Annotated in this window: 13 protein-coding genes and 1 pseudogene; 7 read left to right on the top strand and 7 right to left on the bottom strand. The window is 65.0% G+C overall.

Translation table 11 applies throughout. The features are described 5' to 3' along the window. Positions 1-95: 95 nt before the first annotated feature. Complete coding sequence (locus ACNQQL_RS25815; protein ID WP_416392717.1) at positions 96-536, bottom strand: glutathione S-transferase family protein; 441 nt, start codon at positions 534-536, stop codon at positions 96-98. Positions 537-696: 160 nt separating this feature from the next. Next, positions 697-1,449: an SDR family oxidoreductase gene (locus ACNQQL_RS25820; RefSeq protein ID WP_347066647.1), complete on the bottom strand. Its 753-nt coding sequence runs from the start codon at positions 1,447-1,449 to the stop codon at positions 697-699. Positions 1,450-1,592: 143 nt separating this feature from the next. On the opposite strand from ACNQQL_RS25820, the gene ACNQQL_RS25825 reads away from it, so the two are divergent. Then, entirely contained in the window at positions 1,593-2,480 is an 888-nt protein-coding gene (locus ACNQQL_RS25825; protein WP_347066731.1) for a LysR family transcriptional regulator, read from the top strand. Between the two features lie 19 nt (positions 2,481-2,499). On the opposite strand, the gene ACNQQL_RS25830 is transcribed toward ACNQQL_RS25825, so the two are convergent. Then, on the bottom strand, positions 2,500-2,853 hold the full coding sequence (locus ACNQQL_RS25830; protein WP_347066649.1) for a hypothetical protein: 354 nt from the start codon (positions 2,851-2,853) through the stop codon (positions 2,500-2,502). A gap of 176 nt (positions 2,854-3,029) precedes the next feature. Between ACNQQL_RS25830 and ACNQQL_RS25835 the strand changes: the two genes are divergently transcribed. The 3 genes from ACNQQL_RS25835 to ACNQQL_RS25845 all read left to right on the top strand — a co-directional run bounded on the left by ACNQQL_RS25835 (position 3,030) and on the right by ACNQQL_RS25845 (position 6,920). Further along, positions 3,030-4,220, top strand: coding sequence for a M20 aminoacylase family protein (locus tag ACNQQL_RS25835; RefSeq protein ID WP_347066651.1), 1,191 nt, complete (start codon positions 3,030-3,032; stop codon positions 4,218-4,220). A 54-nt stretch (positions 4,221-4,274) separates the two neighbouring features. Continuing rightward, positions 4,275-5,597 carry an MFS transporter gene (locus ACNQQL_RS25840; protein ID WP_347066733.1) on the top strand — a complete coding sequence of 441 codons (1,323 nt, stop codon included), beginning with the start codon at positions 4,275-4,277 and terminating at the stop codon, positions 5,595-5,597. 207 nt (positions 5,598-5,804) lie between these two features. Next, the gene (locus tag ACNQQL_RS25845; RefSeq protein ID WP_347066653.1) at positions 5,805-6,920 is read left to right on the top strand and encodes a succinylglutamate desuccinylase/aspartoacylase family protein; all 1,116 of its coding nucleotides are present in this window, start codon (positions 5,805-5,807) and stop codon (positions 6,918-6,920) included. A gap of 220 nt (positions 6,921-7,140) precedes the next feature. Here the strand turns inward: ACNQQL_RS25845 and ACNQQL_RS25850 are convergent, their stop codons facing one another. Beyond that, the gene (locus ACNQQL_RS25850) at positions 7,141-7,926 is read right to left on the bottom strand and encodes an IclR family transcriptional regulator (RefSeq protein ID WP_204422004.1); all 786 of its coding nucleotides are present in this window, start codon (positions 7,924-7,926) and stop codon (positions 7,141-7,143) included. Positions 7,927-8,279: 353 nt separating this feature from the next. Here ACNQQL_RS25850 and pcaF point away from each other — a divergent pair, with 353 nt between their 5' ends. Further along, positions 8,280-9,482, top strand: coding sequence for a 3-oxoadipyl-CoA thiolase (gene pcaF / locus ACNQQL_RS25855; RefSeq protein ID WP_204422003.1), 1,203 nt, complete (start codon positions 8,280-8,282; stop codon positions 9,480-9,482). Positions 9,483-9,574: 92 nt separating this feature from the next. Here pcaF and ACNQQL_RS25860 read toward each other — a convergent pair whose 3' ends face one another. The 3 genes and pseudogenes from ACNQQL_RS25860 to ACNQQL_RS25870 form a co-directional block, all read right to left on the bottom strand. Then, positions 9,575-10,102 (bottom strand): DUF523 domain-containing protein, encoded by a 528-nt coding sequence (locus ACNQQL_RS25860; protein WP_347066655.1) that lies wholly within the window; start codon positions 10,100-10,102, stop codon positions 9,575-9,577. A gap of 74 nt (positions 10,103-10,176) precedes the next feature. Further along, complete coding sequence (locus ACNQQL_RS25865; protein ID WP_072445223.1) at positions 10,177-10,737, bottom strand: GNAT family N-acetyltransferase; 561 nt, start codon at positions 10,735-10,737, stop codon at positions 10,177-10,179. Positions 10,738-10,751: 14 nt separating this feature from the next. After that, positions 10,752-11,099, bottom strand: a pseudogene (locus tag ACNQQL_RS25870) (SAM-dependent methyltransferase); the annotation flags it as partial. Between the two features lie 312 nt (positions 11,100-11,411). Here ACNQQL_RS25870 and ACNQQL_RS25875 point away from each other — a divergent pair. Further along, a complete protein-coding gene (locus ACNQQL_RS25875; RefSeq protein WP_072467057.1) occupies positions 11,412-12,956 on the top strand; it encodes a PAS domain-containing methyl-accepting chemotaxis protein in 1,545 nt (514 codons plus the stop codon). Between the two features lie 413 nt (positions 12,957-13,369). Beyond that, complete coding sequence (locus ACNQQL_RS25880; RefSeq protein ID WP_347066658.1) at positions 13,370-14,914, top strand: methyl-accepting chemotaxis protein; 1,545 nt, start codon at positions 13,370-13,372, stop codon at positions 14,912-14,914. Positions 14,915-15,011 lie beyond the last annotated feature (97 nt).

Raw genomic sequence — 15,011 nt, forward strand, 5'->3', positions numbered from 1 at the left:
AGCGGTCCAGCTTCGACGATCCGTCGCCAACTCAGCAGCCAATCGCATACGAAATCCTTTTGCGCAGCGACCTCGTGATCAAGACGAGGCGTTTTTCAACAGCCTGCTAGGACGTTTTCGAGTTGGACCAGCCGTTCTTTGAACGACGTGGCTTTTACTTCGGCGCTGGCATGGTCCTTGGCGTTCAAGTACCCCCACGCCTCGCCCAGGGTCGCTGAGCCAAATTCAATCCAGGCTCGATGCTTGGCGCGTGCCAATGGATTGGCCGGGTAGAGATGTGGGCCGGGTTGCGTTTCGTCCAGATATTCGCAAATCGCCATACTTTCAAACAAGATCTCTTCTTCGCCGTCGGGCTGCTGGATTTGGAGCAAAGGGACCTTGGCAGTCGGTGACAGTGCCAAAAACCAAGCCGGCTTGGCGTTGAGATCCACGTTGATACGCTCGAACGCAACTTGCTTTTCAAGCAAAACGATGGCGGCCCGCTGGACGAACGGGCACAGAGGGTGACTGATCAGAGTAAGCGAGGGCATTGTCATGTAAGGCTCGAATGGTCTGTATGCAGCGGCAGTGCACCAGGATGTTTTCCGTGTCTCTGCTCTTTTTGCTTCGCGGGAGGGGAAAGCGTGATGCCGAACGCAGCACCTGCCACTCGTGCGCGAACAGAAGACGCTTTCCCCGGGCTCCGGCGTTGCTCGATCAGCGATTGAGCATGCGACCGCCATCCACGACGATTTCCGATCCGACCGTCCAACGGGACTCGTCGGAGGCCAGGTACAGCACGGCTTTGGCCACCTCCTCCGGAGTACCGAAGCGGCCGAGTGGGATGGTGGCGGCAATATCCCTGTTGACTTGTTCGCGGTAGGCGTCGGGGATGCCGAGCTTGTCGTACAGCGGCGTGTCGACCGGGCCGGGGCTGACCGCATTGACGCGGACGCCGCGTCCAAGCAGTTCCGCCGAAAGCGTCTTCGACATATTCAGCACCGCAGCCTTGGTGGCCGCATAAACGGAGGAGCGCTCTGCGCCAACATGCGCACTGACGGACGTGTTGAGCACGACCGACGCCGGGCGAGCGAACACCGGCAGCAACGCCTGGAGCAAGAAGTACGGTCCCTTGACATTGACATCGAACGAGCGATCGAACATCTCTTCCGTCCATTCCTCGATCGGCAACCAGACGGATACACCAGCATTGAGAAAGGCAACGTCTAATTGGCCATAGTGATCCTTGATGGCTCGTGCCAGTTCCTTTTGGGCAGCGACGCTGGCCGAGTCGGCCCGTAGAACCGGAACCTCGGGTCCAAGTTCGGCTTGCGCCTTGGCGATCGAATCGGGATTGACTCCCGTGACGACGACGCGGGCGCCCTCGGCCAAAAACTGCTTCGCGGTTTCCAGACCGATGCCGCTGGTGCCGCCGGTGATAAGGGTGCGTTTACCTTGCAAGCGCGACATTGACTTCTCCTGTAAGTAACAACCAACCGTGGTCGACAGGGAGAAATGTGCACCTATGCCGATGTGGCGATAAGATGTCTGCTTTGAATATATTTCATGCTTCTGTTGCATGAATTGGGGGCCGCGTGGACCGATTTCTCTTGATGACGTGCTTCGCACGGGCCGTCGAGACGGGGAGTTTTTCTGCTGCAGGGCGAGATTTGGGATTGGGCCAACCCAACGTCAGCCGCTATGTAGCCGCGCTGGAGGACCATCTCCAAACGCGGCTGCTGCACCGATCCACACGAAAGCTTGCCCTGACGCCCGAGGGTGAACGCTACTATGCAGATATCCGCCGGATTCTTGACGCGGTGGACGAATCTGAATCGTCTTTCAGGAACAGTGTCGATCCATCGGGACTCTTGCGCGTGGCCTGTCCCACGGCGTTAGCGCATGCATATGTGTTGCCTCAGGTCCCGGTCTTTCTGGAGCGGTATCCCAGATTGACGCTGGATCTTCAGATTAGCGATCGCTACGTGAACCTTGTAGACGAGGGAGTCGAGCTCGCGATTCGCATTGGACATCTGGAGGACAGTGCGCTACGCGCCAGGCGCATAGGAATGTACGAGCGTGTGGTCGTGGCCAGCAAGGACTATCTGGCGAAACGCGGAGTTCCGGACACACCTGATGACCTGCGCGAACATGATTGCGTGGTCTACACTTTGCTGTCGTCCGGTGCGACATGGCGCTTTCGTGACGCCGATATTCCGGTCTCTGGGAGATTGCGGGTCAACTCACCCGAGGCCGTTCGAGCAGCGGTCACAGCAGGGTTAGGGGTCGGGCATGGGCCGGAATGGCTGTTCGAGGAAGGGTTAAAAAGCGGTCGTTTGCAGTTAATTCTGACCGGGTACTTTGCTCCAGCCGTCCCTGTTCAGATTGTCTATGTTGCAAACAGGTTGCTTCCAACACGGGCCATAGTGTTTATTGAATTCATTTCCGACGTATTTTCAAGGATTTCGGCTTTCAACAAAATCGCATTTCCGAAGCCTTAGGGGATTGATTGCGGCCAATCTAGGAGCATCCAGCAGAACCGAAGCCCGCGAAGCTGCGTCCAGCATCTGGCTCACCGCTCAGGATTTCTTCGGCCAACAGGCCAGACATGCCGACGAGCATTTTCCAGTTCGCAGGTAGCTCGGGAACCGCAAACCCATGTTTCAACGCCACCTTGTGCATCTCCTCGGGGCAGGTGCGGGGACGGAACTGGCCGAGCCACGCGCACTCCTCGGAATTGCCACTCTCGTTTTTCCACACGACTGCGTCGCCAGCGCCGCCGAAGCGCTCGTAGAGCAACTTGTGGCCCGCTTCGTGGTATGCGGTGTTTCGGAGTTCTCTGGCAGCTATCTGCTCTTCCGTGTAATCGATCATCTAATCGAAGACTACACATACACGATCGCCCCCGTACTAACCCTGATTAATAAATCTTATCGCGGTGAAAAATTCCGTATCTTATTGAACCGATATCGGCTCGATATAGTGGCTCGCTTTCCCGCACGCACCGTCCGCGTGCGGCTGACACGCTGACAATCAGCAGGAGCCGCTTGATGACCACCGACGTCCGCTTCACCGAAATCGAGGATCTGATGCCCGCCGCCGGCGGGTTGCGCGAGATCCGTCACCACATCCATCACCATCCCGAACTTGCGTACGAAGAGCACGACACGGCCGCGCTCGTCGCGGACAAGCTCGAGCAATGGGGCTGGCAGGTGACGCGCGGGGTCGGCAAGACGGGCGTCGTCGGCACGCTGCACGTGGGCGAGGGCACGCGCAGCATCGGCATTCGCGCCGACATGGATGCGCTGCCGATCGTCGAGGCGACCGGCCTGCCGTATGCAAGCGGCACGCACGGCAAGATGCACGCGTGCGGCCACGACGGCCACACGACGATGCTGCTCGGCGCCGCGCAGCATCTCGCGAAGACACGCAATTTCTCCGGCACCGTGCACCTGTATTTCCAGCCGGCCGAAGAGCATGGCGTCGACAGCGGCGCGAAGAAGATGATCGACGACGGCCTGTTCGAGCGCTTCCCGTGCGATGCCGTGTTCGGCATGCACAACCATCCGGGCGCGGCGCCCGGCGTCTTCCTCACGCGGCGCGGCCCGTTCATGTCGGCCGGCGACAAGGCGATCATCACGATCGAGGGCGTCGGCGGCCACGCGGCGCGGCCGCACCTGACGGTCGACCCGGTCGTCGTCGCGGCGAGCATCGTGATGGCATTGCAGACGATCGTCGCGCGCAACGTCGACCCCGCACAGCCGGCGGTCGTCACGGTCGGCTCGATGCACGCGGGCACCGCGAACAACGTGATCCCGAACGGCGCGCGCCTCGAACTCAGCGTGCGCTCGTTCAGCCCCGACGTGCGGGCGCTGCTCAAGCGCCGCATCGTCGAACTGGCCGAAACGCAGGCCGCGAGCTACGGCGCGACCGCGAACGTCGAGTACATCGAAGGCTACCCGGTCGTCGTCAATACGGATGCCGAAACGGATTTCGCCGCGCAGGTCGCGCGCGAACTGGTCGGCGACGCGCACGTGGTCGAGCAGACCGACCTGCTGATGGGCAGCGAGGATTTCGCGTTCATGCTGCAGCAGCGGCCGGGCTCGTTCGTGCGGCTCGGCAATGGCGAAGGCGAGGACGGCTGCATGGTGCACAACCCGAAATACGACTTCAACGACCGCAACCTGCCGATCGGCGCGGCGTTCTGGACGCGTCTCGTGGAGCGTTACCTGGGGCAGTGATCGCGGTGGCGCGCGGCCGGCGCTTCCGGCCGTATTGAGAAGGAGACCGGAATGATGCAGAAAGACAATCTCGCACTGCACCCCGCACCGGCGGTGGCCGTCGAAGCCGGCGCACCCGCCGTCACGCGGCGCGGCGCGATCGCGGCGGCCGTGATCGGCAACTGGCTGGAATTCTTCGATTTCACCGTGTACGGCTTTTTCGCGGTGCTGATCGGCAAGCTGTTCTTCCCGTCGAGCGATCCGACCACGTCGCTGCTGCTGTCGGTCGCGACGTTCGCAGCCGGTTTCTTCACGCGGCCGCTGGGCAGCGTCGTGCTCGGCGTCTACGCGGACCGCAAGGGGCGCAAGGCCGCGCTGAACCTGACGATCATGCTGATGGCGCTCGGCACGGGCCTGATCGCGATCGCGCCGACGTATGCGCAGGCGGGCATGGCCGCGCCGCTGCTCGTCGTGTTCGCGCGGCTGATGCAGGGCTTCTCGCAGGGCGGCGAATTCGGCGCGGCGACCACCACGCTGCTCGAACAGGGCGGCACGTCGCGCCGCGCATTCCGCGCAAGCTGGCAGCTCGCGACGCAGGGCGGCGCCGCGCTGATGGGCTCGGGCTTCGCGGCGCTGCTGTCGAACACGATGACGAAGGAGGCGCTCGAAAGCTGGGGCTGGCGGCTGCCGTTTCTCGTCGGCGTGCTGATCGCGCCGGTCGGCATGTATTTGCGCCGCCGGCTCGCGGACGATGCGCCCGGCGACAGCCATCATGCGATCGAGCGCGGCGTGCTGCGCGAGCTGTTCTCGAAGCACACGCGCACGGTGCTGCTGCTGATGCTCACGGTGATGGGCGGCACGGTGTCGACCTACATCCTGACCTTCTACATGCCGACCTACGCGATCCATACGCTCGGCCTGCCGATGAAGCTGTCGATGTTCGTGGGCGTCGCGTCGGGCTGCGTGATGCTGGTCACGTGCCCGCTGTTCGGCTGGCTGTCGGACAGGATCGGCAGCCGGCGCCTGCCGATCTTCGTCGGCCGCGGCGTGCTGGTCGTACTGCTGTTCCCGGCGTTCTGGCTGATGAACCATCATCCGACGCTGTCGGTGATCCTGCCGCTGACCGCACTGATGCTGCTGTTCTATTCGCTCGGCTCGGCGTCGGAGATGGCACTGATGTGCGAGTCGCTGCCGCGCCATGTGCGCGCGACGGGCATCTCGATCGCGTATGCGCTCGCGGTGACGATCTTCGGCGGCACCGCGCAATTCATCGCAACCTGGCTCGTGAAGACGACCGGCAGCAAGCTCGCGCCGGCCGGCTACGTGGCCGCGTGCGTGGTGCTGTCGCTGATCGCGGTCGCGATGCTGCGCGAGACGGCTCAGGAGTCGATGGACTGACGCGCGGAGTGACGGGCCGGCGGCGGCATGCGGCAGTCCGATACGGCGATCGAGGCGTCGATCGACGGCGCGATCGCGTCGATGCTGAAGGACGGCATCGTCCGACAGGATCGCGAAGAAGTATTTCGATTTCAACCCGTACGGCGACTGAGCGCCGCGCATGCCGATTTCCCCGATTCCCCCGTTTTAATCCGTTCGAGACCATCGATGCAGATTCGCACCACGCCGCTCCAGTCGCCGTCGATCGGCACGCAGCGCACGCTGACGAGCTTTCATTTCGGGCCGGCCGATGCCGGTCGCAAGATCTACCTGCAGGCCGCGCTGCACGCGGACGAGACGCCCGCGATGCTCGCGGCGTTCGTGCTGAAGCAGCGTCTCGCGCAGCTTGACGCCGCAGGCCGGCTCGCGGCTGGGATCGTGCTCGTGCCGGTCGCGAACCCGGTCGGCCTCAATCATCATCTGCTCGGGCAATTCATCGGCCGCTTCGACCTGGCGAGCGGCCGCAACTTCAATCGCGGCTTCCTGCCGCTCGCGGAAATCGCCGCGCGTGCGCGCGACCGGCTCGGCAACGACCCCGAACGCAATCGCGCGATCGTGCGCGAATGCGTCGGCGCGGCGCTCGACGATATCGCGCCGCGCACTGAATTCGACGCGCTGCAGCTCGCGCTGCTGAAGCTGTCGCATGACGCCGATGTCGTGATCGACCTGCATTGTTCGCTCGAAGCGGTGATGCACGTGTATACGAGCGACACCGCGTGGCCGGAGGTCGAGCCGCTGGCGCGCTATCTCGGCGCGGACGTGTCGCTGCTCGCCGATGATTCCGGCGGGCATGCGTTCGACGATGCGCATCACCTGCTGTGGTCGCAGCTGCGGCGGCACTTGCCGGACGGCACGCCGATGGCGGCCGGCACCGTGGCCGTGACGGTCGAGTGCCGCGGCCAGCGCGATGTGACGTATGAATATGCGGAACGCGATGCCGATGCGCTCGTCGACTATCTCGTGTGGTGCGGCGCGGTGCGGGGCGAACGTGCGCCGCTGCCGCCGCTTGCCGCGCCGGCCACGCCGCTCGCGGGCAGCGAGCAGTTCTACGCGCCGGTGAGCGGGATACTCGTGCACCGTGCGGCGATCGGCGCGACGATCCGCGCTGGCGATCCGCTGTTCGACATCGTCGATCCGCTGACGGATGCGATCACGACAATCTCGAGCGGGACCGACGGCGTGTTCTACATGCGGCGCGCGATCCGCTTCGTGACGGCCGGTGCGCCGCTCGGCCGCGTGACGGGCACGGTGCCGGTGCGCACGGGGATGTTGCTCGGCGCGTGAGGGGCGCGGCGGGCACGCTGTCCGATAGGCTCCGTGCAATTTCGTTCTCGTCAAATTGACCGGGCTTCCGCGCGTCACTAAATTGTGCAGCGCGGAGTTTGCTCCGTGTTCCGTGAGAAGAACGTTGCAAGAGGGTCAGAGTTGGCGGGCAGCTTGTGCTGCCCGTTTTTTTCAAGAGTGAATTGTCGTATCGCCGATACGGCAATCTCGAGCTGGACGCTCACCCTCGCCGCGCAACCAGCTCCGACACCGTCTGCGAGGCCTGCTGCAGCGGCCCGAGAAACTCCTTCACCATCTGCTTCGCGGTATGCCGCTGCGCGTTGCCGCTGATGTTCATCGCCGCGATGATCTGCCCGCGCCGGTTGCGGATCGGCGCGGAGATCGACATCAGGCCCACTTCGAGTTCCTGGTCGACCACGGCCCAGCCTTGCTGGCGCACCTGTGCGATCGTCGCCTTCAGTTCGCCGAGGTCCGTGATCGTGCGCGGCGTGTGCGCGCGGATGTTGCTCTGCGCGAGCGTTTCGTCGAGCGCCGCGTCGTCGAGCGCGGACAGTAGCACGCGGCCCATCGACGTGCAGTACGCGGGCAGCCTGCTGCCGATCGACAGGTTGATCGTCATGATCTTGTGCGTCGGCACGCGCAGCACGTAGACGATCTCGGTGCGGTCGAGCACCGCGGCCGAGCAGCTTTCGTGGATCTGCGCGGACAACTGCTCCATCACGGGATCGGCGAGATTCCAGAACGGCATCGACGTCAGGTACGCGAAGCCGAGCTCGAGGATCTTCGGCGTGAGCCGGAACAGCCGGCCGTCGGCCTCGACGTAGCCGAGCGTCTGCAGCGTGAGCAGGATCCGGCGTGCGCCCGCGCGCGTCAGGCCGGTAGCCGACGCGACCTCGGTGAGCGTCTGCTCCGGACGCGCCGCGTCGAACGCGCGGATCACCGCGAGGCCGCGCGCGAACGACTGTACATAAGAGTCGCCGGGTTTCTGAGTGTCTTCGGTTGTCATGAGCGGGTGGAATATCGTGCAGCCGAGAAGATAGCGCATGGGGCCTGACACGCCAACCGCGCGGCGGACCAGGCGCTTGACAGGTCGTCCCCGCACTCCCTATGATGCGTTGAACGTTCGATACACGATCTTATGTTCGTATATAGAACATTTAAGCGCATCCCGGCGGGTTATGCAAGGGGCGCGCCCCGTTCATTTCCCAGCCTTGCATGTGGCCGGAGCCAGCGCTAGCGCGCCCACTCTGATCGACCGCCGTGGGGCTGGAGTAAGCGCTAAAGCGCCAACTCCAGCCAACCACGCCATGGGATCGGACTAAGCGCTAAAGCGCCAAGTCCGATCGACAGGAGACACTGATGACCGAAGCTTTTTTGTGTGATGCGATCCGTACCCCTATCGGCCGTTACGGCGGCGCGCTGTCCGGCGTGCGCGCCGACGACCTGGGCGCGGTGCCGCTCAAGGCGCTCGTCGAGCGCAACCGCGACGTCGACTGGACGGCGATCGACGACGTGATCTACGGCTGCGCGAACCAGGCCGGCGAGGACAACCGCAACGTCGCGCGCATGTCGCTGCTGCTCGCGGGCCTGCCGCAGGGCGTGCCGGGTTCGACGATCAACCGGCTGTGCGGCTCCGGGATGGATGCGGTCGGCGTGGCCGCCCGTGCGATCAAGTCGGGCGAGGCCGCGTTGATGGTCGCGGGCGGCGTCGAGAGCATGACGCGCGCGCCGTTCGTGATGGGCAAGGCCGCGAGCGCGTTCGCGCGCCAGGCCGACATCTACGATACGACAATCGGCTGGCGCTTCGTCAATCCGCTGATGAAACAGCTTCACGGCGTCGATTCGATGCCGGAGACGGCCGAGAACGTCGCGGTCGACTACAATATCAGCCGCGCCGACCAGGACCTGTTCGCGCTGCGCAGCCAGCAAAAGGCCGCGCGTGCGCAGCAGGACGGCACGCTCGCCGAGGAAATCGTTGCAGTCACGATTGCGCAGAAGAAGGGCGATCCGGTGGTCGTGTCGCGCGACGAGCATCCGCGCGAGACGTCGCTCGAAACCCTCGCGAAGCTGAAGGGCGTCGTGCGCCCGGACGGCTCGGTGACGGCCGGCAACGCGTCGGGCGTCAACGACGGCGCCGCTGCGCTGCTGCTCGCGAACGAGGAAACCGCGAAGCGCTTCGGTCTCACGCCGCGCGCACGCGTGCTGGGCATCGCGACGGCCGGCGTTGCGCCGCGCGTGATGGGCATCGGCCCCGCGCCGGCCACGCAGAAGCTGCTCGCGCGGCTCGGGATGACGATCGACCAGTTCGACGTGATCGAGCTGAACGAGGCGTTCGCGTCGCAGGGCCTCGCGGTGCTGCGCATGCTCGGCGTCGCCGACGACGATCCGCGCGTGAACCCGAACGGCGGCGCGATCGCGCTGGGCCATCCGCTCGGCGCATCGGGCGCGCGCCTCGTGACGACCGCGATGTACCAGCTTCATCGCACGAACGGTCGCTTTGCGCTGTGCACGATGTGCATCGGCGTCGGCCAGGGCATCGCGATCGCGATCGAACGCGTCTGACCCGCGTTACGCGGCGAAGCGGCCGGACATGAGCCGCTTCGCTGTTCCCCGAACGATGCGCGGCACGACAATCGTCGTGCCGCGCATCGTCGTTAACCGGCCTGCGATATCTGCCTGAGGCGTGCGTCGAGCGCGTCGATCTCGCTGTCCGCGAACACCTCGATGCCGTGCTGGCGAAGCAATGCCGCCGTGACGCCGGCCTCCGCGTGCCGCCGGTTCGCGAAACTCCCGTCATAAATGAAGGTGCTGCCGCACGACGGACTGCCGTCGGCCAGGATCGCGAAGCGGCAATCGTGCGCGCGTGCGAGTGCCAGCGCGGTTTGCGCGCCGGAGACGAACGGCGCCGTGACGTCGGTTCCGTTCACGTCGACGATGCGTGCGGCGCCCGACAGAACCCGCTGCCCCGATTCACCATCCGCGATTTCGGCGGGCGGGCGCGGCACGCTGAAGCCGCCCGCCAGCTCGGGGCAGACGGGAACGAGACGCCCTTCGCGCTGCCACCGTTCGAGCGCCTCGTGCGCGGCGGTTTTGGCCGAGCCGTTGTAACGCACCGGATGGCCGACCACGCACATGCTGACGAGGATTTTCGGCATGGCCTGCGGCTGCGGTTCGTTCTGCAATTTCGCTCTCCGTGTCGGCCGATGGCGGCTGTGGCAAAGCGGGAAATTCTACGCGTCACCCGCATGCCGGTGCGTCAGGCCATCGGCCCTTCCAGATGAATGTCTTCCGGCTCGAGCGCGTACAGCGCCGGGTCGGGCGACGCGCTGACCGTGAAGCCGAGCCGCAGGTAGAAGTCGATCGTGCGCTGCGACGGCGTCGCCGACACATACAGGCGTTCGGCGCCCATCGCGCGCGCCTGCGCGTGGGCCGCGCGGTAGAGCTGCTCGCCGAGCCCGCAGCCGCGCCAGTCGCGGCTCACATGCAGGAACTTCAGTTGCAGCATGTCGTGACACGGGCCGACCGGCCGGCTGTCGACGACGACCGCCGCGACCAGCCGCGCGCCGTCGAACATGCCGCGGAACCAGCCGCCGCGATCGTGGCAGTCGAGCAGGATCGGCGTGTAGTGATCGGCTTCGCCGGCGGGCCAGCCGCCGACATCGTAGAACTCGGGAACGAGATGCAGCGCGCCGTCGCGCAGCACATACAGGTGGTCGATGATCTCGCGCCGGTCGATGGTCCACACAAGCGGCACCTCGTCGCGTGCGAGCGTGCGTGCGCAAAGCGCGTCGCGTTCGGCGATGGTACGGCGTGTCATGCGGCCGCCCAGTGCGCGGTGATCCAGCGCGCCCGTGCGTTCTGGCCCGGCAGCCAGCAGATCGCACCGTGTGACGTGGACACGCGCTCGAAGCGCTCGCCGCGCGCAGCGGCGACGGGCATCCGGTCGAGCACGTCGGCGCGTTCGAACCGCGCGGGCAGTTGCCGCGCGAAGCCGATCGCTTCGTCGGCGATGTCGACGCCCGTCGCGTCCGCGCTGTCGCCGAGCAGTTCGCGTTGTTCCGGAAACAGTGTCGAGCCGCCATGGCGGAAAAAGTCGGCCTGATCGCCTTTATGGCTGTTATGCGCGACCGTCGCCGTATTCCATGGCAGCCGATTCAGTTCGTGCAATGCCTTTTTCATCGAATTCGAATGCTGGTTGAATTGAACAGACTAGACCAAATTGTTTCGCCGTTCGCAACGGATGCCGGTATTGCCACGCCGTGCGGCGAGTCGTGACATGCGGATCGGCGTGCGTGGCGATTATCGCCGGATTATTTGATCGAAATCATGGTGTAGGCCGAATTGCATATTTTATGTGAGGAAGGGGTAAGGTTTTCCACCGGATTGCCGACAGTAAAAATGAAGACCGTCGTAAAGCGATAAACCGTTTTTCGGCTACTGAGCGCGATTTCAGCGCGACGCGGACGACAGATCCGCCTTTCGGAGCCTTGCATGCGCAACAACCAGCCCGTTACCCAACAAGAATTCGATTTTCCCGACGACGTCACGCTGATGTCGACGACCGATGCCGACGGCACCATCACGTACGCGAACACGACGTTCGCGCAGGTGAGCGGCTTCTCGAACGAGGAGCTCGTCGGCCAGCCGCACAACGCGGTGCGCCACCCGGACATGCCAAAGGAGGCGTTCGCCGACATGTGGGCGACGCTCCGGCGCGGCGAGCCGTGGACCGCGCTCGTGAAGAACCGCCGCAAGAACGGCGATCATTACTGGGTGCGTGCGAACGCGATCCCGGTGATGCGCAACGGCGAGCCGCAGGGCTACATGTCGGTGCGCACGAGGGCGCCGCGCGACGAGACCGAGTCCGCCGATGCGCTGTATCGCGCGTTTCGTCAAGGCAAGGCCGGCCAGCGCCGGTTCCACAAGGGGCTGGTCATCCGCACCGGGCTGCTGCGCATTGCGTCGCTGTCGCAGACGATGTCGGTGCGTGCGCGCGTTCATTCGGCGCTATGCGTACTGGCGCCGGCTGTCATCGGCGCGGGCTGGGCATGCGGGCTGGCCGGCGCCGGGCTCGCGGCGTTTGCCGGCGCGACAGTCGGCGTGGCGGCGGCGGCCGGGCTGTGGCTCGACGCGCAGATCGTGCGGCCGCTGCAGCAGCTGCACGACCAGGCGCTGAACGTCGCGACCGGCGAGAGCCGGCGCGGCGTGCGGATGAACCGCGTCGACGAGATCGGGATGACGCTGCGCACGCTCAACCAGCTCGGGCTGATGTTCCGCTGGCTCGTCGACGACGTCAGCGAGCAGGTGCACAACGTACAGCGCGCGAGCAACGAGATCGCGCAGGGCAACAACGACCTGAGCGCGCGCACCGAACAGGCGGCGTCGAGCGTGCAGGAAACGGCCGCGTCGATGGCCGAGATGACGGCGACCGTGTCGAGCAACGCGGAGACGGCGCTGCAGGCGAATCAGTTGTCGGTGTCGGCCAGTGAAGCGGCCGGGCGCGGCGGGCAGGCGGTGAGCGAGGTCGTCGCGACGATGAACGACATCACCGACAGCTCGCGCAAGATCGCGGACATCATCGGCGTGATCGACGGGATCGCGTTCCAGACCAACATCCTCGCGTTGAACGCCGCAGTCGAGGCCGCGCGTGCGGGTGAACAGGGGCGCGGCTTCGCGGTGGTCGCGGGCGAGGTGCGGGCGCTCGCGCAGCGCAGCGCGAACGCGGCGAAGGAGATCAAGACGCTGATCGGCGCGAGCGTCGAGCGGGTCGAATCGGGCGCGCGGATCGTCGACGGCGCGGGCAAGACGATGGAGGACATCGTCACGCAGGTGAAGCGCGTGTCGGACCTGATCGCGGAGATCAGCTCGTCGACGGCCGAGCAAAGCACGGGGGTTGCGCAGGTCGATCAGGCGGTCGTGCACCTGGACAACATCACGCAGCAGAACGCGGCGCTCGTCGAGCAGAGCACGGCGGCGTCGGAAAGCCTGAAACAGCAGGCGACGCGGCTGGTCGATGCGGTGAACGTGTTCAGGTGATCGTCGGGGGCGCGCGCGACGTGCGTGCCCGATCAATGAATTGCGGCCATCGCCCGCAATGCGCGTTCAGGTTTTCCGATTCAATCGAAATACGCCAAACGAGAAATATTCGTATTTCATATTTTGCGTTTATGCATTGAATCGAGCCGAAGGGATAGCGCGAAATGATCAGACGAATACCCGTCAAACCGTTGCCTGGCCTGGGGTTTAATTTCATCAATAAACAAATTATTTGGTGAAAACCAGTTGATGCACATTTAATGCATATTTTTCCGAATACGGCATAATGTTTTCGCCGAATTTGCCGAAAGTGCAGGAGCATGACTCACGCGCTTGCGGATCAACCGCAATGCGCGGGGTCGCGAATCAATCGACAAGCGGGCGCAAGATCCGCTACCCGGAGCTCCACAACCATGCACAATAACCAGCCCGTCACGCAACGCGAATTCGATTTCCTCGACGATGCGACGCTGATGTCGACAACCGATGCCGACAGCCATATCACGTACGCGAACGCGGCATTCATCCAGGTCAGCGGATTTTCTCCCGACGAGATCGAAGGTCAGCCGCACAACGTGGTGCGCCACCCGGACATGCCGAAGGAGGCATTCGCCGACATGTGGGCGACGCTCAAGGGCGGCGAGCCGTGGACCGCGCTCGTGAAGAACCGCCGCAAGAACGGGGACCATTACTGGGTGCGCGCGAACGCGGTGCCGGTGATGCGCAGCGGGCAGCCGAAGGGCTATATGTCGGTGCGCACGAAAGCATCTCGCGACGAAATCGCCGCTGCCGAGGCGCTGTACAAGGAGTTCCGCGAAGGGCGCGCGGGCAACCGGCATTTTCACAAGGGGCTGATCGTCCGCAAAGGCATTGCGGGCTTCACGTCGCTGTTCCAGACGATGTCGGTGCGCGCGCGGCTTCATGCGTCGCTGTGCGTACTCGCGCCGGTGGTGGTGGCCGGCGGCTGGGCATGCGGGCTGGCCGGCGGCCCGCTTGCGGCGTTCGCGGCGGTAACGGCAGGCGCCGCCGTTGCCGCGGGCCTGTGGCTCGATGCGCAGATCGCGCGGCCGCTCATGCAGTTGCACGACGAGGCGTTGCGCGTCGCGACCGGCGAGAGCCGCAGCGGCGTGCGGATGAACCGCGTCGACGAGATCGGGATGACGTTGCGTACGATCAACCAGCTCGGGCTGATGTTCCGCTGGCTCGTTGACGACGTCAGCGAGCAGGTGCACAACGTACAGCGCGCGAGCAACGAGATCGCGCAGGGCAACAACGACCTGAGCGCGCGCACCGAGCAGGCGGCGTCGAGCGTGCAGGAAACGGCCGCGTCGATGGCCGAGATGACGGCGACCGTGTCGAGCAACGCGGAGACGGCGCTGCAGGCGAATCAGTTGTCGGTGTCGGCGAGTGAGGCGGCCGGGCGCGGCGGGCAGGCGGTGAGCGAGGTCGTCGCGACGATGAACGACATCACCGACAGCTCGCGCAAGATCGCGGACATCATCGGCGTGATCGACGGGATCGCGTTCCAGACCAACATCCTCGCGCTGAATGCGGCAGTCGAGGCCGCGCGTGCGGGTGATCAAGGACGCGGCTTCGCGGTGGTCGCGGGCGAGGTGCGGGCGCTCGCGCAGCGCAGCGCGAACGCGGCGAAGGAGATCAAGACGCTGATCGGCGCGAGCGTCGAGCGGGTCGAATCGGGCGCGCGGATCGTCGACGGCGCGGGCAAGACGATGGAGGACATCGTCACGCAGGTGAAGCGCGTGTCGGACCTGATCGCGGAGATCAGCTCGTCGACGGCCGAGCAAAGCACAGGGGTTGCGCAGGTCGATCAGGCGGTCGTGCACCTGGACAACATCACGCAGCAGAACGCGGCGCTCGTCGAGCAGAGCACGGCGGCGTCGGAGAGCCTGAAACAGCAGGCGAAGCGGCTCGTGGATGCGGTGAACGTGTTCCGCTGATCGCGGGGAGGAGAGGCGACGCGGGCGCGGCGGAGAGGGGCACCGGCCCGCGTCGGACCGCCCGGTTCCGGCCGGGCGGTCAGGGCCCGTCACCGAA

This window comes from Burkholderia sp. LFS061 (assembly GCF_047978125.1).
In the GTDB taxonomy this organism is placed as follows: domain Bacteria; phylum Pseudomonadota; class Gammaproteobacteria; order Burkholderiales; family Burkholderiaceae; genus Burkholderia; species Burkholderia pyrrocinia_C.